The sequence below is a fragment of the Allobosea sp. AK1 genome, from assembly GCF_006714945.1.
Classification (GTDB): domain Bacteria; phylum Pseudomonadota; class Alphaproteobacteria; order Rhizobiales; family Beijerinckiaceae; genus Allobosea; species Allobosea robiniae.
On record NZ_VFMG01000001.1, the window covers coordinates 3147260 to 3167155 of the forward strand.

Sequence of the window (19896 nt, forward strand, 5' to 3'; positions counted from 1 at the left end):
GCTCCGCACGTAGGTTTAGCCATCACCCCATCACCGTCACCGAAACACCATCCCCTAAAGGGGATGGTGGTGACAACGGTGGTGGTGATGTGCTGCGAGGTCGAGCACATCACCGAGTCACCGCCATCACCACGTTGTTTTGGAGGACGCGCGCGGGCCTCCAAAGCCGTTGCCGGAGCGTGGATTGAACGCCGCACCCTTCAGGATGAAAGGGCACCAGCGGCTTCCCCTCTCAAGGGGATGGGGGATGCACCGAGCCGCGCCTACGAGGCTCAGCGACCGCCTGCCAGGCGACAGCCACCCGAATCCACAACGCTTAGGTCGCCTGGGCCGCATGCAGAAGCAGAACGAAACAAAAAAGGGGGCCGGTTGCCTTGTGCGGCGCGGCGCCTGAGACGCCGTGAGCTATATTGATCCAGTCTTGCGCATAAGGGGGAGATAGCCTGTTTCTGACGTCGGAATGTCCGCTTGCGCGCTGGTTCGTGCCCGAAAACCCGCGAAATGCCCTTTGCGCCCAATAGAGCCTTAGCCATACTCGCAGAGATGAAGGCGGAAAAGCCAACTGACCCGAGGCGCAGCGAATGGATGGGGCGCGTCCGCACGTCGGGTACGTCCGCCGAACAGGATGTTGCGTTATGTTTGCGCTCTATGGGGTTGTCATATCGCCGGAACGTGCGCTCGTTGCCAGGCTCGCCGGATTTTGCGAACAAGAGCGGTAAGTGGGCTGTATTTGTGAATGGATGCTTTTGGCACCACCATACGAACTGCCGCCGCGCTGCCATTCCGAAGGCGAACTTTGTCTTCTGGGCCGCCAAGTTTGCGTCCAATCGACGGCGCGACGCCCGCGTAATCCGGGATCTTCGCAAGCGCGGGTTCCGGGTCACTGTCGTTTGGCAATGCAGAACCCGAGATCCAGAGGTACTCCGGCTGTCGCTCGCAAAAGCGCTCCGTCGGCTCCCCGTCAGGGCGAGCGAGATGGACTTCCGCGAATGCGCGCATGGACGTGAGTCGCCACCCTGAACCTTCGTCCAGTTGCGTAATGCGTTCGTTGCAACCTACAACGGGGCTGTGAACGGAATGGCCTACCCGCGTAGACGAATGGATGCGCAGTCTGACAAAGTTTGTCGCGGTGGGCGTGACATGCGGCCGGGGGGCTTCAAATGCGATCGCGAGCAGACAGGCGATGCTTGGCAGTACATGCCGCGTCCGTGGTTGGGCAAACACCACCGCAGAGCCAAGTCAGAGGTCGCCCAACGCCTCAATCAGGCGGTGGGCAAGTCAACTGTTTCTTGCCGAATCAAAACTGACAATGCGCGACATCAGCAGCCGAATGCCCTGATTTGGGCAAATGACGTGAGTGTCGTGACTTGAACTGCATCGATTTGTTTGCGGGAGCGGGCGGTTTTTCGCTGGCGGCGCGCCGGGCGGGCCTCAAAGTCCGACTGGCGGTCGAACGTGATCGCCATGCCGCGTCAACCTACCGAGACAACCTTTGTCGGGACGACAGCGGGACGATCCTCCTAGAAGACGACATCACCACGCTTTCCCCGGCCGACGTGATGTTAAAGGCGCTGCCGGATGGCGAGCGTTGCGACCTCCTGCTCGGGGGACCGCCGTGCCAAGGCTTCTCCACGCACAGGTTGAACAATTCCGGCGTCGGCGACGAGCGCAACGGGTTGGTGAACGTCTACTTCTCTTTCGTTCATCGCCTGCGACCGAGGGCGTTCCTAATGGAGAACGTTCCCGGCATGCTCTGGCCGCGCCACGCCGAACACGTCACAGCTATCCGCGCGCATGCTCGTGAGGCCGGATACTACCTCTACGACCCGATCATCATCGACGCGCGCGACTTCGGCATCCCGCAGCGCAGAAAGCGCGTCTTCATTCTGGGGCTCGATGCCGAAATCGACCGGACTGGCTTTGCTTGGCCGCCGGCGCGAACGCATCGCTCTCCCGACGACGCGGACGCCGACACAACCCTGCCGCTTTGGGTCGCCTGCAAGGATGTATTCGGCCCGGCGCTGGAAAACGATCAAAACGACGTCCACATGAACCACAGTGCCGATCTGGTGGCCGCCTTCGAAAGGACGCCTAAGAATGGCGGAAGCAGAGCCGACTCGGGAAGGCTGCTGGACTGCCATCGCGAGCATGACGGGCATAGCGACGTGTACGGTCGCATCGATCCGGCCCATCCCGCGCCGACGATGACGACGGCATGTATTAACCCCTCGAAGGGTCGGTTTGTGCATCCCACACTCTCGCATGGCATCACCGCGCGACAGGCAGCGCGTATCCAAACCTTTCCTGACGATTACGTCTTCAAAGGCGGTCTCATGGCGGCGGGTGCGCAGATCGGCAACGCGGTGCCGGTAAAGCTCGGCGAGACGTTGATCCGGCACTTGACCAAGTTGCTCGAAAAGGGGGCTGATCGGCACCCCGCGCGCGACCAAGAAGCCTTGATATCGGCATGATCGAAACTGCAAGCTTCCAGGCGCGGGCACGGACCGTCGATCATCTTGGCCGCGAGCAAATCGCGGACACGCCCACCGCGATCTCCGAGCTATGGAAGAACTCGTTCGACGCCTACGCGCGCTCGGTCTCGCTGGAGATCTATGACGGCGCCTCTCCGGTTGCCGCGCTGCTCGATGACGGCCACGGCATGAGCAAGACCGAGTTCATCGAGAAGTGGCTGGTTATTGGCACCGAGTCCAAGATATCTGGGACGCCCGTTCCGGTCGAGGATCGGGACGGCCTTCCAGTTCGACCTAAGCTGGGCCAGAAAGGCATCGGTAGGTTGTCCTGCGCGAATCTCGGCCCCTTGCTGCTGCTGGTTACGAAACGCCGCAGCTCTCCGTTCCTCGCGGCTATTCTCGATTGGCGGCTGTTCGAAAACCCTTTCCTGAATTTCTCGGACATCGCGGTACCTCATCTCGAACTCGGGGATCTGAGCGAGCTCTGGCCGATCCTGCCGGGCATGATTGAGGCGTTGCGTTCGAACGTCACCGGGGAAGGCAAGGACGCCGCGCGCGGGCAGCGCGTGAAAGCTGCCTGGTCGGCGATGGATGAGCTGCATGAGGCGCAGGCCCGCGAACGAGGTGAGACGCCCGGACAGCGTCCGTCCTTGGCCATCCTCGACGCCCTGAAAACCCCGGCGTTTTCCAGTCGCCATCTGTCGACGTGGACCGTGGCCGAAGGCGCCTCGGTTCATGGCACCGCGATGCTGGTCGGCGATATCAATTACGACCTGATCGTCCAGATTCATAAGCCTGATGGCGACGCAACCGCGAAAGCGGCGCGGGATAAGTTCTTCGAGACGCTGTCGAGCTTTGTCGATCCGTTCGTCGACCCGGCCAACGCCTCGACAATCGCGAAGCGCCCCGATTTCACGTACCAAGTCAGGTCCTGGATCGGTGACAAACCTAGCCAGGTAGTCGGGTTAGACAAGCAATTCGATCGTCGGATGCTCGACGGCATGGAGCACATCATCGATGGGGCTGTCGATGCGAACGGCGTGTTCAGAGGGAGGATCAAGGCATTCGGTGTTTGGCAGGACGGCATCGTCACGATTGAGCCGCCGCTGGATGTGCGCCTCTCTCGCCGGCCGGATTCGGAACTGGGTGTTTTTCACGTCTACATCGCGGCGATGGAATTTGCGCGTTTGAACACCACTCTCCCCCCGGCCGAGTTCACGCGATACGAGGAACTGGCGGAACGCTATTCCGGCTTCATGATCTTCAGGGACGGTCTACGGGTCCTACCGTATGGTCGAACCGATAACGACTTCTTCGAGATCGAGTACCGCCGCAGCAAGCATGCCGGCCGCGAGTTCTGGAACCACCGTCAGATGTTCGGGCGCATTGCGATCACTCGCGACGGAAACCCAAACCTGAAGGACAAGGCAGGGCGAGAGGGGCTGCTCGACAATCGCGCGGCCAAGTCTCTCAAGCAGGTCGTATCCCATATTCTCCAGGCCACCGCCCGCCGCTATTTCGGGTCGGACTCGTCCATTAGGCAAGAAAACCTGCCGGAAATTAGAGCGGGCAATAAGGGGAAGAAGGCGGCCGAAGAGCGAAAGAAGCTCCAAGTCCGGCACGGGCGCAAGTTCCGAACGATGCTTAAAGAGCAGGGCGTAGCAGTACCTGCCCTTCGGAGGGAACTCGACAATTTCGTCGTGCGAATGGCGATTTCCGACGAGGACGACGTCCTCGAAGCCCAGAAGGCGCTGGAAAGCTTTCGCGACCGCGCCGCCGACTTGAAGCTTCCCGCGAAACCGCGAGACCTCTCGGGCAACTTGGCGGAGCGATACATCGCCTATCGCGACGACATGCAAGCCGTTCAGGCGGCATTGACCGATGTGGCGACATCGCTCGAACGAGAGGTCGAACGGCTCAATCCAAAAGATCCGCGCGCGCTGCTGCTGCAACAGGCGGAGCGCCACGGCGCGCAGATCAGAGGACGCATCCAAGGCTGGAAGCGGAAGATTGACGCTCTGCAGAAATCCGAATTCGACCGACTTTCCAAGCTCTACTCGGAGCGCAATAAGGAGTACGCAGCCGCGAGTACCCCGGTAATCGCTCGCTTTGATCGAGGGGAGATCGACTATCCGACCGCTCGGCGCGAACTCGACGAGTTGAAGGAAAGGCACGTCGACGAGAATTCCCAGGTTTTCGAGCCTTACGTCGCCGCGCTAGAGAATCTGAGTGAGAGCATCGATCTGGAGCATCTCGCGTCGTTTGGGTCGGACGAGAACCGCGAGCTCCGGACCGAACTCGACCGTCTGAACTCGCTCGCGCAACTCGGGATCGCCGTCGAGATCGCCGGCCACGAGATGCAGGATTACGAGGAGATGATCGGCGGGGGCATCCGCGCCCTTCCACCGGAGGTCGCCGAGACCCGGGCGGTTCGGGATATCGCCTTCGGCTACGAGGGGCTGACCGACCAGCTCCGTTTCCTGACGCCCCTCCGCTTGGCGGGCATGAGGCTGCAGCGGTGGATCGCAGGAGCTGAGATACACGAGTACCTCGCGAAGTTCTTCAAGCTCCAATTGGCTCGCGGCGGCGTAAACCTGGAGGCCACCACCGCCTTCTCCGAGATGCGGACCTTCGACCAGCCGTCTCGGCTCATGCCGGTGTTCATCAACCTCGTGAATAACTCGATCTACTGGCTCGGGAGCCGTCCTGCGGAGGATCGGCGGATCATACTCGACATAGTTGGGGGTGACGTCGTCGTTTCCGACAACGGTCCGGGCGTGCCGCCAGAGGATCAGGAGAGTCTGTTCACGCTCTTCTTCACTCGCAAGTCGGTCGGAGGGCGAGGCGTCGGCCTCTACCTCTGCAAGGCGAACCTCGCCGCTGGCGGCCATCGTATCCGGTATGTCGCTTCGCCGGAGGGAATGCCGCTGTCGGGGGCCAACTTCGCCATTACGTTCAAAGGGGCGCTGCAGAATGGCGAATGAGAGCTACGAGTCGTTCATCAACGAGGCGTTCATCAAGCCGATCAGGTCGGTGCTGATCATCGACGACGACTATCCAACTTTCGAGGACATGCTTTCCGAGGAAGAAGTGCCGGGGAAGGACTGGCGCAAGCACAAGGATCGGGTCCGAAAGGTCATCGCGAGCCTACGGGGTAAGGATCGTAACCTTCTCGTCGACATCCATGACGGGAAGAACGTCGACGTTACCGACGAGATCGACAGCGCGACGCACCTGCACCAATCGGATCTTCTCGTCCTCGACTTCCAGTTGGACAAGGCCAAGGAACGTGACGGCACGATCGCCGTCAAGATCATCCGCAAGCTCATGACCAATCCGCATTTCAACCTAGTGGTCGTCCACACGAGCGAGGATCTGAGATACGTCTTCGAGCAAGTGTTACTCGGCATGCTGGCGCCCGACGATATCGCTCTCACGGAGGATGAGACCGACAAGGCGGAAGAGCTCATCGCGCAGCAAACCGACGCAGATCCGGAATTCGCGGCGCGGTTCTTCGAGAGTTTCTCGACCGCCCAGTATCTGGAGGTCCGGCGGCTGAAACTGGAGAAGGCGTGCCGAAGTGCCGTGAAGGGGAACGAGCCCTTCAAGTCGTTCCAGCAACTCTGCGCTTCGATCGGGTGGCAGCGCGAGGACCTTAGGCTCATCTTCAAGTACGCGGTAAGCGCAGCCGCCAAGAGGCTGATGAAATACCCGCCCGAGGCGAACCTTCCCGAGATCGACTGGTCGGACGGCGACGTGAAATGGGTCCGAAGCAGATCGGTCTTCATCGCGTTCGCGAGCAAGGTCGAGCATGATCCGCCGATCAACGAATTGACCGAAGCACTTGCCAACTGGCGGCCTGATCCGTCGCGGCTATGTCTAGCGCGACTGCGATACGAGATTGACGAGCGAGGCACCGCCGAGCAGGCGGGCGTTCTCGGCAATAAGCACGCGCTGGCGGGATGGTATCAGCGCATGCTCAGCGCCGATAAGGTCGATACCCGACGCCAGATAGAGCAGACGATTGGACGCTTGACCGAAAGCTTCATGGGACCGATCACCGAGGATGTCGTTGAATTTGCCAAGCGACTGATCGCATTCGAGAAAAAGCAAGGCGATACGAACGCGGTCTGCAAAACGCACTTCAATGTTGATCTCTCCAGAGAGGAAGAACGCATCGAGGCTACGGGGCAGCACAATTCGGTGGTCAGCACGAAGAAGATGGAAGGCTGGCATCTGACGACCGGCCACATATTCTTGAGTGGTGGTGTCCACTGGGTCTGCGCCTCGTCAGCGTGCGATATGGTGCCTTCGCAGCTCTCATCGTTCCGAAAGTCCAGCTATCCAGGCTGTATGCCCTTTGCGGCCATTCGTCTCCAACCACTCAGCCTGAAGTCGGCGGTGCAGACGGCGAACAGCACGCGTGTGCTTTTCGTTGAGATGGATGCGAAGCTCGAAGCCTTCTCCTTCAATGACCCCAACGACGATTCCTCTGCCCCTCAGTGGACCCTGTTGTTCGCCGAGGGCAACGGAGTGTTCAAAGAGGACACGTTCGAATTCAACCTCGTCACGATGGGTGCAAAGGATGCCGCTCTCGTTGCCATACCTCAGTCGGCAAAGGTGATTAGCCAACTTCGATACGAGTACGCACTCAATCTCGTGCAGCGACTTGGGGTTTCGATGACCCGCATCGGACTGGACTTCCAGTCGATACCAAAGCCGAAGGACGCAACACCCAAGCCGAAGAAAGAGGCTCCGGTCGCCGACAAGGTCGCCGACAAGCCCGTGGAGGCGAATGCATAGCGGGGTGCGTTCGGGGGGATCTCTAGATGCCGCAGGCGAGGCCTAACTGGGAAGTCTACGAGCGTATGGTCGCTCGGCTGATGTCGGATACGCTCCGGACCGACCTCTGCGTCACCCCGAACGCCAAGGTTCTCGGGGTGAAAAGCGGCGTGAAGCGTCAGATCGACGTGCTGATCGATGCCCGCCACGAGACCGACAATACGCGCCGCATCATCGTGGACGCGAAGCGGCGGACGCGGAAGATCGATGTTACCGACGTCGAGGCGTTCCTAGGATTAATGGAGGACGTCGGAGCGACCCACGGTTACTTGGTTTGCCCGACCGGCCACACGCCGACGGCGGAGCGTAGGGCTCAGGACGCCGTCACGATCGCGCTCGTACCGCTCGATCATCTCGGGGACTTCGATCCCGCGACGTGGCCTAAGTGCATGAACTCGCGCTGCCACCATGGCCGAATATTCTGGACTGGCTATCCCGAAATCTACATGACGGGATTGCCACTCGACGCGAGGATATCAGGTGGGCCGCGGAGGCTGTCGTTCGTCCACCACGTCGGCAAATGCGATCGATGCGGCCGCTTCCACGTCCAATGCACGACTTGCGAGGAAATCCTGTCGCTGCCAGAGGATGACGATAACGATATCGGTCACCAATGTAGTTGCCGGCCACCTTGGTTTTGGATCGCCTCGATAGAGACGGACAACGAAGGGAACAGGTCGGCCGAGCTGCACGGCGTTTGGGGCATCGACCAGTATCTGACCGTGGATCGGAGACCGTGCTAGCTTGGCATAAGATCGTTCTGCAGCCAGTTTTCATGACACAGCCAGGCTTCCCGGCAGCTTTCCAAAGTCAGCAGTTGGCGCCAAGCTGACCTATAGCGCCTAGAAATTGCAGCCCCGCCAGCCCAAGACTGGTGCCAGCATCGCCCTAGCCCGCTCGCGCTCCACGGCATTGGCTCCTAGCGCGGCAACAAATTCCTGCACCAGCATGACACGCTCGATATCGCTGCGCGTTTCAATCCATCCCAGCGCCAGCCGTGCTGATGCTAAGAGGCAATCGACCGGACAATAGGGGCGCGCCACTACCGCCGTCGCATGGACCGCGCGGGCCAGCGCCGTCGCGCCCTTCTGTGATACTTCCCCCATAAGCCGTTCGGCCTCTGCCGCATAGGCCCGCTCATGGCCGGCGTTGTAGGCCCTTGGCCGGTTACGATCCGTCTTGGCCAGGCGTTGAACAAGCCATTCGAGCCGCCCGGCTCTCACCTTGCCCCGGCGCTTATGCGTGCAAATGGCATGCAGTTCCTCGCGATAGCGCTTGACGGCGGCCGCGCCCCCGCCATGCATTCGGCAGCAGCTATGGCCGCGCACCCGGATGGCCTTGCAGCGCTGGCCTGTAGCGCGGGCTGTCGCGACGCAACGTAGCTTCGGCGCGACGTTCACGAAGGGGCTTCCCTGAAGCGCTCCGCCATGGGGCTGATAGGTCAGTCTCGCCATGGCATCTTCTACTACGGCAGAGGCGCCAGCGCACCGCTGTCCGAAATCTGGAAAAATGACCCGTTTGGTGTGAGCGTCTGCGCCTGCGCGCCGGCTGGCAATCGACCGTCCGCAGGGGGGCGGGCGCGAGTCTAGGCATGCGGTCGGATACGACCCCGCATGCGCTCAGTGTGGGAAGAATTTGTGGGAAAGAGCTCAGCCTTGTGAACAGTTTCGTTAAAAGGCCTATACAATCAACATCTTAAGTGGCGCGCCCGACACGATTCGAACGTGTGACCTTTGCCTTCGGAGGGCAACGCTCTATCCAGCTGAGCTACGGGCGCTAACCGTGCAGGCTGGATAGCCGATCCCCACCGCTTCGGCAACGAGGGATTTTGGATGGCGCGTGGTTCTCCGAGCGTAGGATTGCTCATTCCTATCAAGTTGGGCGCGCCGCGTTTGTGGCGAGGCTCTCCCATGCCGCCAGTGGCAACGCGTTCAATTCCGCCCGGATCGATTTCCATCTCGGCATATGCTCATCCAGGACGGCCAGAAAGCGATCGTCGTGTCGTTCCGAGATCAGGTGCGCGAGCTCGTGCAAAATCACATAATCAACCGATCTCACAGGCTTCTTGGAAAGCTCGCTGTTGAGCCAGACTATCGATTTCCGCGAGTTGCAGCTGCCCCACTTGGTGCGCATTTCTCGGATGCCCCATTTCCGTGGGGTGACGCCAAGAATCTCTGACCATTTCGCAACCTTCGGAGCCGCGACCTTGCGCAGCTGGCTGCGACGCCAATTCCCCATCCACGCCGCACGCTGCCCGCTGCTGCTCTCGCATGGGACTTGAAAACAGAGCCTCTCGCTGCGCTGCACCGAAATCCTATAGATGGCCTTATCCCATTCGACGACATCCAGCCGCAATGGACGCCCCCAGAGGAAATGGGTTTCGCCGGATTGATAGTGCCTCACAGACTGACGTTCCTGAGCCGCGAACTTCGCCTGTTGCCGCCGGACCCAAGCCATCCGGGTCAAGACGGCGAGCTTAATTGCACCCAAGCTAACGGCCATAGGAGCAGCGACACGCACGCGGCCATCGGGTGGATAGACGCCTACATGCAGGTTTTTGATTCCCTTCCAGTGGACCTCAACATCCAAGCGGCCGATGGTGTGGTGTTCAATATTCACTGTGGTTCCTCAAAATCTGCATGATGCTCTCAACCCTCGCATCGTCCGAGAGCTCCCGTTTCAAGCAGAGCCTGACCTTCTTTTCTTTCATCCCGTGGCCCCGCCATCCATCGGGCGCGACATTGCGAACGGTCTGATCTACCCGCAACGTCAGCTCTTCGTTTCCGCCTAGGTTGTCGAAAAGAGCTTTTTGACCCGCAGATTTGATAGTCTCCGGATAGCTGGTTCCATGGCCTGCTTTTGCACGCCTCACCAGCTCAGAAATTCTCTCGAGATATTCAGCGTATTCGATCGCGTCATTACGGCGCTGCGTGACCAAATCGCTTAGCAGCTGAGACATCATCTCGTAGAATTTTGGATTGACTGGCGTCTCTTCGATGATGAGCTTGCGAACGTTGTTTTCAATGGCCTCAGCAACGTTGCTGCGCTTGCCTTTTGATGCAGTGGGGAGGTCGTTCACCGCGTCCGCACCTTTGCTCTGAACAAGATCGATCAGGCTGATGTCGTCCAGATGGGAAATGACCTTCGAGTCATCCGCGCGGATGTAGGTATCGATGAGATGGCGCATTGCTGGCTCGTAGAGCTTTAGATCGACGGCGTCGCCACTGTGGAGCCTGACAGCATCACGAATGCCGATTGCCTGTTCCACTTCCTTGCGAATTTCGCCAAGCTCCAGTTCGTTGAAGCCCGAGGCCTCCGGTTCGGAGGCAACGTTGGCATAGGCCCGCGCGTAGTGACCGACCAGCTTGTATAGGGCCTGACGCCGGCGGCCTTTCTCCTCGGCATCCGGGTCATTCTCCAAGCCTTGGGGGCTGGAGAAATAGGCGAAGATCTCGTCATCGCCCTTCGGCTGCTCGACCGCATCGAGAAGACCAAGCCAAACGTCCCGGGCGGTGCGCAGATCATCATCCGCCTGTTCCGCGCGATTTGTTATGAGGCCCTCGACATCCTCCTTATCGAAGGAATCGAACGCTTCCAACGTGTAGTCGTCAACCGCCCTTTCGATGTTCCGAAACAGATCCTTGTAGTCGACGATGTAGCCGAAATCCTTGTCGTCGCCATCCAGCCGATTGACCCGGCAAATAGCCTGGAACAAGCCGTGGTCGCGCATCTGCTTGTCGATAAACAAATAGGTGGCCGTTGGCGCGTCGAATCCCGTGAGCAGGCGACTGACAACGATCAGAAGCTTCATGCGGCCAGGTTCGTTCTTGAACAGCCGCAGCGCTTCTTCCTCGTAGTCCTCCTCTGAAGCGTCGCCCAGAAGGTCGGTATAGACCCTATGGACATACTGCTTCTCGGTCTCGCCCATACCGGATTCTTCTCCGGTCAGTTCCGGGGCCGCTCGTTTATATGAGGTCACGATGGCGCATTTGCTGGCTAGGACCGAGCCGGATTTCCTGAAAATCTCGAAGAATTTGCACGCTTCGGGGATGGAGCCCGCGACCAGCATCGCGTTACCCATGCCTGCCTTGAGGCGTGGCTTCATCTCCATGTCCATGACGATGTCGCTGGCAATCTGTTCAAGGCGGTCTTTGCTTGACAGGATCCGCTGCAAGGTGCCCCAGCGTTGTTTCAGTGTGGCCTTGGCGATCGGCGTCAGCCCCTTTGTTCTTGCCTCGAACCAAGCATCTATCTTGCCCGGTGCGCTAATCCGCTGATCGATATCGCGCGCCTCATAACGCAGATCCAGCACGACCCCGTCTTCGACGGCCTCGTCAAAGCGGTAAGGCGTGCCGATGTAGGGACCAAAAGTTTCCAGCGACGTGCCCTTGTCCGAACGCAGCAGCGGCGTGCCGGTAAACCCGACGAACATCGCCTCGGGAAGGATTTTCCGCATGGCTTTGGCCAATTTTCCGGACTGGGTCCGATGGGCCTCGTCGATGAAGACAAAGAAGTCACCGACGGGGGCGCCGATGTTGGCGCTCTGGATGTCGGCGATCAGCCCCTCCATCTCGCCCTCCGCGCGCTTGCCGAACTTGTGAACCAGCGAGCAGATGATGCGGTCCTTGGGATCGGCCAGCGCGGCCATCAGATCGTTCCCGTTACGGGCACGGCGCACCTTGTCGCCGGTGTTTCCGAACACGTCCTCGATCTGGCGGTCCAGCTCTTTGCGGTCCGTAACGATCAACACACGCCCATCGGGGAAATTCTCCCGGATCCAGCGCGCCAGCATCACCATGATCAGGCTTTTGCCCGAGCCCTGCGTCTGCCAGATGATCCCGCCTTCTTGCGCTCGCACCCGCTCTTGCGCGGCTTTCACGGCGAAATACTGGTTTGGACGAGCGAGCTTTTTGATACCGCCATCGAACAGCGTGAAATCATGGACAAATTCCAGAAACCGCGCGGGCGTCATCATCTGCGTCACGTCACGGTCAAGCCGGGCCGAGATCTCGCTCTCTTCCTTCCAAGTGAGCCAATAAGGCTGCGGCGTCTGGATCGGGGCATAGCGCAGCCCCTCGCTGTCATTCCCCGCAAAGGTGATCTGCACCGTCGTGAAGAAGTGCCGGATGAATTCGGGGCGCTGATTGTCCAGCGTCTGTCGGATGCCTTCGCCCACCCCTACCGTGGACTTCTTCAGTTCGACCACGCCAAGTGCGATGCCATTGACGTAAAGCACCAGATCGGGGCGCTTGTTATAGGTCTTAGCGTCCTTACCCTTGACCGCTACCTCTTCCGCAACGCCAAAGTCATTGGCTAATGGGTTCGCCCAGTCGACGAACCGGACGGTGATGGGCGCTTGGCCCGGGCCAGGGGCAACGGCCACACCATAGCGGAGCATGTCGTAGAAGCTGCGGTTGGCGTCGAAAAGTTTCGTGCCCTCCATCTGCGCCTCGCGTTTCAAAAAGGTGATGGCTTGAGCCACGACCTCGGGGGAGTAGCCCCGCGAGAGGAGCCACGGGCGAAGATATTCTTCCTCCACATTGGTGTTTCCCTCGCGCTTCTTCCAATCCCCGAGGTAACGCCATCCGAGGCCACCGGGCGCGACGGTCTCGTGCGCGCTGAGCAGGGCAATGATCCTGTCTTGCGCTTTGCGTTCCGCCTCGCCGATCGTGCTCATGCCCCTGCCCCCGTCCTAAAATTCACCAGTGCAAATATTGTCAGACGAGCCTGATCCGCCCGGTCAAAAGGTTCTGCATCATGCCCTCCTTCACCTGACGCGCCTTTTCGAGACGGGCTTCGAGGGCTTGGATTTCGGCATCCATGTCATTCAAGATTGATGCGATCGCGACCTGTTCCTCCAACACCGGGAAATTCACAGTTGCCTCACGAACTTGCTCGAGGCTGATCTGGGGATATGCTTGCCCGGTCACGATGGAATTGAAACGCCTCAAATACTCAGGCCGTGAAAGTTGGTGGAACACGAAATCCCTGTCGGAATTGGCCGCAGAAATTCGGATACGTGCAATGTGCTGGTTAATATTGGCGACGCCAAAGTTCTCAGGAAGACGAACGACGCGCCCAACATTTCCGGTAATGGTGATCAGGATGTCGCCGGAAGATACTTCACTGCGCTTTGTTGCGCGGTGCGCCTCTTCCGAAATGAACATGGACTGAGAAAGGTCCAATCCTTTTGCGGACACACATTCACTTCTTAGAAACAGGACCCCATGGTTTTGCCAACTGAACCCGTAAGTGGTTGGAGTCGCACCCTTTGTGATGAAAGCTGAAATGTTTCCGAGCTTTCGGGGTTCCCACTCACCCCAGAACCCCGGAAGGCGGCGCTTGGCGGTCAGGAGGTCCTGCATCGCACCCTGCTTGATGAGCCGCTTCTTGGCGATCAGACGCTCCAGCCCCTCTCTCAGCGCATCCGCATCCGACAGCGCCTCGGCGATGGCTTTCTGTTCGCGCAACGGTGGGAGGCATAGGTCCAACTCGCCAAAGGCCGTCTTGTTAATGATCGGGACGGCCTGCTCACTGGCTTGAGCCTTTACCTCTCGGGAGGCGAGACTAAGCCTGTAATAGAGAAAATCAGGCACAACTTTCTCAAGTGGGACCACGCCGTTGATTTGTTGATTTGCACTAACTGGTCGCGCGGCAACGCCAATCTTGCCAATGGTCGAGCCAATGCAAACAAATAGGATCGTTCCTGTCGGAAATTTCTTGCATCCTCGCCAACCGAGATCCGAAAGCATTTTCTCGGATTTCGAGATGAATTTTGAGAATCCAATGTCTCCGGGTGAAATGAATGGGTGCTCTCGTCCATACAACTTTTCGTTTTGAGTGGGAGGGGTGCCGCCGGTCGCGATTACCGCAATGTCTGCGAGCTTCGTTGCTTGCCACTCATCGGGATACGAAACGTGATCATTCATTGGCGAAACCCATCGCTGCAAGATGGGCAGTAATCTTTGAGGAAATATCCTCGAAGGCGCCAGCCAGCTCTGGCAGCGTATACCCATACCGCTCCGTCAACACACGCACCCGAGCGGTAAGTAGCTCCGTCCGAGCCTCGACCTCGGCCTCGATCAGTTCCGCGACGTCGCTTAGCCATTTGTCATCTACGACCAGCGAACGGATCTCTTCCTCGGTCAGATCGGGGTATTTCTTTAGCGTGGCCTCGGTTAGCGCGTCCTCGGCCTCTTTCACGGCGCTTTTAGCCGCCGTTTCCTCGGTCATCAGCTTGGCGACCTGCTTTAGAAGCTTTGCTTCTTCCGGATCGGCCTCGCGGGATTTGACCCGCGCCTTGAGTGACGCAGCGGTCAGCTTGCCCGCCTCCGTCAGGGCATCGGCCAGCAGGCCGCCCTCGGCGCCGTGCTCCTCAACCATTTCCTCGATCTTCAGGCCCAGCTCTTCGGCCCTGGCCTGAGTATCATCCAGCGCCTTTTGCATCTCTGGGAAGAAGCGGGCGACGATCAGCGCGGGCGGAATGACATCGGCTATCAGGCGCACCCTGCTCACGGTCAGGTCGGCCTCTTCCAGCCATTTCACTTTGCCGTCCTTGTCAGTCTCTTTTCGTGCTTCACGCAGTTCCTTAGCGGCGTTCCATCCGGCGTCGGCGATGATGAACACATCATCCTGCATCACCGCAGCCCAATAGGACATGAGGCGCTGGTAGGCCTCATATTGATCTATGAGCGGCGCATCGACAAAGCGTTCCAGGATATCCTCGGCAATGCTGTGGATGATCGCCTTGGGTTTGTCGCCCGGCTGGATCCCATTCAGCAGCGGGGCATTCGCCTCAGCCCAGCCGTCAAGTATGGCGTGAACGCGGTCGCGGAACGCGCCGAACTCGGGATGATTGCGGATGGTGGGCCGGACCTCGTCCGGCTCAACCAGCGGATCGGAATAGCCCGGGCGCGGGTTCGGCCCGAACAGCGCGCTGCGCACGCCCGGCAAGACCTGCCAAAACTCGGCCAGCAGGTCGATGTCGCGGTCCGGCACGCCGCCTTTCAGGTGGGCCTCGATGTCCTGCAGATCCTCGGGGTCCGAGCTGTCTATATAGCGGGGGATGTTCAGGTTGAAATCGTTGCGCGTGATCTCGGCATAGGGGACGAGGCGCGAATAGCCGGAGATTTCCAACTGGCGGGTGTAGGCATCCGTGATCTTGTGGATATCGCGCTCGCGTAGGCGGTTCTTGTTGCCGTCCTTCAGATAACCGCGTGACGCATCGATCATAAAGACCGGGCGATCAGCACAAGCCCCGGATTTGTCGAGCACGATAATCGAGGCGGCAATGCCAGTTCCGTAAAACAGGTTTGCTGGCAGGCCGATGACCGCCTTGATGTAGCCGCGCTTGAGAATCTTTTCGCGCAGCTCGGCTTCTTTGTTGCCGCGGAAAAGGACGCCATGTGGAAGGATGACCGCGCCCGAACCGGTGGCTTTCATCGAAGAAAGGATATGGAGCAGGAAGGCAAAGTCACCGTTCTTTTCAGGCGGCATGCCAAGGTCGAAGCGACCGAACCGGGTATCGCTGGTCAGACCCGATCCCCAGGCCTTGCTCGAAAACGGAGGGTTGGCGACCACGAAATCGAAGGTCTGGATCTCGGTCGCTGAGGGTTTGAATTGCGGTTCGGCGATAACATCGCCCTGAGCGATTTCCGCATCCTCTCGCCCATGCATGATCATGTTCATCTTGGCGAGGCCGCGGGTGGTGATGTCGAATTCCTGGCCGTAGATCGTCAGCTCAACATCCGCTGCATCTGCTGCCTTCAAAAGCAGGGAGCCAGATCCACAGGTCGGATCGTAAACGGTTTGTTTCGGGCTGTTCGCCCGGTTGATGCCTGCTACAGCCGCCACGACACGCGAGACCTCGGCCGGGGTGTAGAACTGGCCCTTGCTCTTGCCGGATTCGGTCGCAAAGTTCCGCATCAGATATTCGTAGGCGTCGCCCAGAATATCATCACCACCCGCCCGGTTACGGCTGAAGTTCAGCTCTTCGCGGCTGAAGATGTTGATGAGCGACGTGAGGGTCGTCACCATCTTCGGACCACGCCCGAATTTTTCGGTGTCGTTGAAAAATGCGCGGTCGATGACGTTCTTCAGATCGTTCGCTTCGGCAATACCGGCGATGGCGGTATCGATGCCTTCGCCGATATCCTTGGTGCCGCGCAATTTCCGGATATCTTCGAAAGAGCAGCCTTCGGGGACATCAATCAGCGCGTCCGGCTGCCCGGACCGGTCGGACACGTATTTCACGAAGAGCAGCGTGAGGATGTAGTCCTTGTAGAGCGAGGCATCCATCCCTCCACGCAGCTGGTCGCAGCTGTCCCAGAGGGATCGGTAAATGTCGCTTTTTTTAATAGCCATATAGCCCTCGCGCTTGGGGCTATCTAACCGACATTCCCCTCCAGGGGCTCATGAATCAAAAAGCCACTCTGCATTCAAGAAATTTGGGAACCGATCGACGAGTTTGGCGGGCTGAAGACGGATCACTGTGGCGATCAGCGATAATTCAAAGCCGTGATGGATCAATCCCCGGTTCGACAGGTGGTTCCCGCGTTTCCGGATTTGGCAGCCCCCATGAACTCCGCCAAGATGTTGGGAAACGGGGGAGCGGATGGATCTGACTCGTGACGAACTATTTTTCCTAACGCGGCAAGGCCTGACCGATCAACATGTCCTCGATGGGCGCCGGATGAGCAAGGAACAGATCCGACTCGTCGCAAAAGACCAAGGCAAGTCAGTCGTGCTTGGCTCTGCATGCGCCAAAGCCGGCCACCGCCTGAGGACGAGATCTGGACACTGCGTCCAATGTGATCCCGCGAAGCTCGGCTATCAAAAGCGGCACCGAGCTCAGAGCGAGGTCTACATCGCAATCTCGCGTAGCTCTGGCTTGGTGAAGGTTGGCAATTCGACCAACTGCGATGTTCGGATCTCGAAGATCAATTTCGACGGTGTCGGCGGCACCAAGGATTGGCAGCTGATCTTCCGCTTGCCCGTTGAAGAAGGCGGGAGGCTCGAGATCGAGACGCAGGTGCTGTTGAGCGAATACATGGTGGTGACGAGCTACATGAAGGATGGCCGCCCACAGGACTCACGAGAGTGCTTCAGGTGCAGCCCCGGTCGCGCACTTGAAGCGATCCTCCGTGCCGCGCAGAGCGGTGGACACGTCATCGGTGAGCCATGGAGGTCGACCGACTTTCCGCGCTGATACGCTATGAATGCAATTGGCCACCACGCCTCGCTGACTGCGGCACCTCGCAGTGGCCTTAATGCGGATGCCGCGAAGGAATCTCCCAGGCGCTTACTGGCTCGATCCGTCGTTAGCGACGAGGCTGACTAGCTCAGCGGTGCCGTGCCAGCCGGTGAGCGCCTGGCGCGCTTAAGCCTGTTGTCTCGGATCATCTGACGCACGAGGTGAACGATGCCACAAAAGCGGAAGAAACCAGGAGGTTTTCGCCTGCCCGATTTCATCGCGGGTAGCTGGCACGGCGAGCTGGTCGGGACGCCAAGCCTGCACTTCGGTCAAACGGTTCAGCCAGGACCGCCTCGGCGGGCGGTGGAGTTCTCTTACTTGCTTGGCGCGGCGCTCCTCCTGCCTCCGGACAAGAAATTTCGTTGGCCAGGAATTGTGACGTGCTGGGCGCCCACACCAATGAAAACCGAGTTTCCGGATGCCGGTCTTATGTTCAGGTCGGAGCCAAGCCCTTCACTCTGCCTCTCTCTTGAAGTCACGCGCTCGCAGTTTTCGGACTTAGTGCGAGTTCTCGAGACCGGACGGTTCAAGGAGTTCTACTTCACCGCAGAAGACGGGGCTGGCGGGCACTGGCCGATTCATAGCTGGGGCATGACGGCTGAGATCCGTAGCTGAATCTACGGAGCTAGCCGCACTGATGTTCAGCACTGGGATTTGACCGCCGTCGACGCTGCTCGGGCTAAACCGAATGCTGCATAGGAAGCGCACAGGCGCTCACTGGCGATCCAACATGACGTATTAAATGTCCGCGCCATGTAGACAAGAAACAAGCCGAGGAGTTCCAGAAGCGACGCCGGAAGGCTAGAGGCAGTCGGTCGAGTAGCGGCTAAGTGCGACCTCGCCGATCAGAACCAGGGGTGGTGTCGCAAAAGTCTGCCCCGGCAGCGACATCGACGCGACATGGAATGGCACCGCGCCGGTGTAGCCGCCGAAGCTGTTCTTCGCGTTGACCATGCCGCAGGTGAAAATGTGAACGCCTGACTTGTAGGTCCTGACGTTCGACAGGACGGCCGAGTAAGGATCTTTCAGCTCCGTCTTCAGCGCGGCGACAAGGATGGCTTGTTCCGCTGACGATGCGCGTGTGCGCTTCGGTGCTGCATAGGCCAGGCCGGCAGTCGCGGTAACGGTAACAATGCAGAGCGTTGCAAGCGATGTTCTGATCATGCCGGCTGCCATCGAAACATCCGCACGAAAGGGAACCCCTCCGTCATAGCGCGATGCTCGCGATCCGAGTGCGGCTAAGCCATTGGAAGACCAGGGCTCGGCGTAGTCGGTCAACAGAAATCCCCGACCGCACGAAAGGGTTCCTTTCTGTCAAGGCGGGCGCGGGTATTATCACGTTGATTTTGAACCGGAATTCTCTGTGACGGCGAGCGATGAGACGGATCGGATACGCGCGAGTCTCGACCTACGAGCAAAACCTTGATCTCCAGCTCGCCGCCTTGCAGGCGGCTGGCTGCAGCGAGGTGTTCACCGACCATGGCGTTTCCGGTGCATCATTCGACAGACCGGGTCTCGCTGATCTGCTCACCGCCTTGGAGCCGTCCGACATGCTGGTCGTCTGGCGCCTCGATCGCCTGGGACGCTCGCTCGTGGAACTTGTCCGGCTCATCAGCGAGCTTGGAGCGCGTCAGGTCGAATTCCACTCGCTGAGCGAGGCCATCGACACGTCGTCGCCTGGAGGACGGCTGCTGTTCCACCTGCTGGCTGCCATGGCCGAGTTCGAGCGCTCTCTGATCAGCGAGCGAACTCGCGCCGGGATGGCTGCTGCCCAGGCACGCGGGAAGCATGTTGGCCGTCAGCCGGCGCTGAACGCGGAGCAGCGACACGAAGCCCGCCTTGAGGTCAAGAAGCCTGGAGCGGATCTCGCTGAGATCGCCGGTCGGTATGGCGTCCATCCTCGAACGCTGCTGCGCGTCGTGAAGCAAAGCGCCCCTTCAGAGCCGCCCGACGACGTCACTCTGAAAGGAGCAGACATACTAGCTCTGCCTATATCTGCTTGGCCCGCTGCATCGCCGCAGTGATCCTGATCCGGGGCTTCGGTAGCACGCCACCCTCGGCCTTAAACTTCGCCAGCCATTCACGAGGAGTCATGCTCTTCGGTCGAGGGTAGATCGGCGAGATCGAGAAAAGCTCGTCGAGGTCGCTGATGTCTTCGGTCACATGGCGCCGGATAACCATCGCGAGATCAAGCAGATCGATGGTGTCTTTAGCTTCGTGCGCGTCTTTGATCATGGAGGCGATTTCCATGTCGAGCTTCTGATTGCGGGAGGGATACTCGAATTCGGGGAAGACGATAGGCATTTCGATCATACTCGCTTCTGGTCAGCG

General features: G+C 59.4%; 14 protein-coding genes and 1 tRNA gene. 7 read left to right on the forward strand and 8 right to left on the reverse strand.

Annotated features, from left to right (window positions below; translation table 11 throughout):
* Window positions 1-543: 543 nt before the first annotated feature.
* The 5 genes from FHT98_RS15430 (at window position 544) to FHT98_RS15450 (ending at window position 8056) form a co-directional block, all read left to right on the forward strand.
* The gene (locus FHT98_RS15430; RefSeq protein WP_142115780.1) at window positions 544-1020 is read left to right on the forward strand and encodes a very short patch repair endonuclease; all 477 of its coding nucleotides are present in this window, start codon (window positions 544-546) and stop codon (window positions 1018-1020) included.
* A gap of 347 nt (window positions 1021-1367) precedes the next feature.
* Window positions 1368-2471, forward strand: a complete 1104-nt coding sequence (locus FHT98_RS15435) for a DNA cytosine methyltransferase (protein WP_142114554.1) — start codon at window positions 1368-1370, stop codon at window positions 2469-2471.
* Window positions 2468-5455, forward strand: a complete 2988-nt coding sequence (locus tag FHT98_RS15440; RefSeq protein ID WP_142114555.1) for an ATP-binding protein — start codon at window positions 2468-2470, stop codon at window positions 5453-5455. Before FHT98_RS15435 ends, FHT98_RS15440 begins: the two co-directional genes overlap by 4 nt.
* On the forward strand, window positions 5445-7274 hold the full coding sequence (locus FHT98_RS15445) for a response regulator receiver domain (protein ID WP_142114556.1): 1830 nt from the start codon (window positions 5445-5447) through the stop codon (window positions 7272-7274). Before FHT98_RS15440 ends, FHT98_RS15445 begins: the two co-directional genes overlap by 11 nt.
* 26 nt (window positions 7275-7300) lie before the next feature.
* On the forward strand, window positions 7301-8056 hold the full coding sequence (locus tag FHT98_RS15450) for a restriction endonuclease (protein ID WP_142114557.1): 756 nt from the start codon (window positions 7301-7303) through the stop codon (window positions 8054-8056).
* A 99-nt stretch (window positions 8057-8155) separates the two neighbouring features.
* Here the strand turns inward: FHT98_RS15450 and FHT98_RS15455 are convergent, their stop codons facing one another.
* The 6 genes from FHT98_RS15455 to FHT98_RS15480 all read right to left on the reverse strand — a co-directional run bounded on the left by FHT98_RS15455 (window position 8156) and on the right by FHT98_RS15480 (window position 16676).
* A complete protein-coding gene (locus tag FHT98_RS15455) occupies window positions 8156-8713 on the reverse strand; it encodes a hypothetical protein (protein ID WP_142114558.1) in 558 nt (185 codons plus the stop codon).
* Window positions 8714-9013: 300 nt separating this feature from the next.
* Window positions 9014-9090: transfer RNA gene (locus tag FHT98_RS15460), tRNA-Arg, on the reverse strand.
* Window positions 9091-9185: 95 nt separating this feature from the next.
* Window positions 9186-9932 (reverse strand): M48 family metallopeptidase, encoded by a 747-nt coding sequence (locus FHT98_RS15465; RefSeq protein ID WP_142114559.1) that lies wholly within the window; start codon window positions 9930-9932, stop codon window positions 9186-9188.
* Window positions 9922-12990 (reverse strand): type I restriction endonuclease subunit R, encoded by a 3069-nt coding sequence (locus FHT98_RS15470; protein ID WP_142114560.1) that lies wholly within the window; start codon window positions 12988-12990, stop codon window positions 9922-9924. Before FHT98_RS15470 ends, FHT98_RS15465 begins: the two co-directional genes overlap by 11 nt.
* A gap of 40 nt (window positions 12991-13030) precedes the next feature.
* Window positions 13031-14242, reverse strand: coding sequence for a restriction endonuclease subunit S (locus tag FHT98_RS15475; RefSeq protein WP_185745175.1), 1212 nt, complete (start codon window positions 14240-14242; stop codon window positions 13031-13033).
* Complete coding sequence (locus FHT98_RS15480; protein WP_142114562.1) at window positions 14235-16676, reverse strand: type I restriction-modification system subunit M; 2442 nt, start codon at window positions 16674-16676, stop codon at window positions 14235-14237. Before FHT98_RS15480 ends, FHT98_RS15475 begins: the two co-directional genes overlap by 8 nt.
* Window positions 16677-16926: 250 nt before the next feature.
* Here FHT98_RS15480 and FHT98_RS15485 point away from each other — a divergent pair, with 250 nt between their 5' ends.
* Window positions 16927-17520 (forward strand): hypothetical protein, encoded by a 594-nt coding sequence (locus FHT98_RS15485; protein WP_142114563.1) that lies wholly within the window; start codon window positions 16927-16929, stop codon window positions 17518-17520.
* Between the two features lie 846 nt (window positions 17521-18366).
* Here the strand turns inward: FHT98_RS15485 and FHT98_RS15495 are convergent.
* On the reverse strand, window positions 18367-18843 hold the full coding sequence (locus tag FHT98_RS15495) for a hypothetical protein (protein WP_142114564.1): 477 nt from the start codon (window positions 18841-18843) through the stop codon (window positions 18367-18369).
* A gap of 98 nt (window positions 18844-18941) precedes the next feature.
* On the opposite strand from FHT98_RS15495, the gene FHT98_RS15500 reads away from it, so the two are divergent.
* A complete protein-coding gene (locus FHT98_RS15500) occupies window positions 18942-19589 on the forward strand; it encodes a recombinase family protein (protein ID WP_142114565.1) in 648 nt (215 codons plus the stop codon).
* Here FHT98_RS15500 and FHT98_RS15505 read toward each other — a convergent pair.
* Window positions 19555-19878, reverse strand: a complete 324-nt coding sequence (locus FHT98_RS15505) for a hypothetical protein (protein WP_142114566.1) — start codon at window positions 19876-19878, stop codon at window positions 19555-19557. The two genes, FHT98_RS15500 and FHT98_RS15505, sit on opposite strands and share 35 nt — an antisense overlap.
* Window positions 19879-19896: the final 18 nt, after the last annotated feature.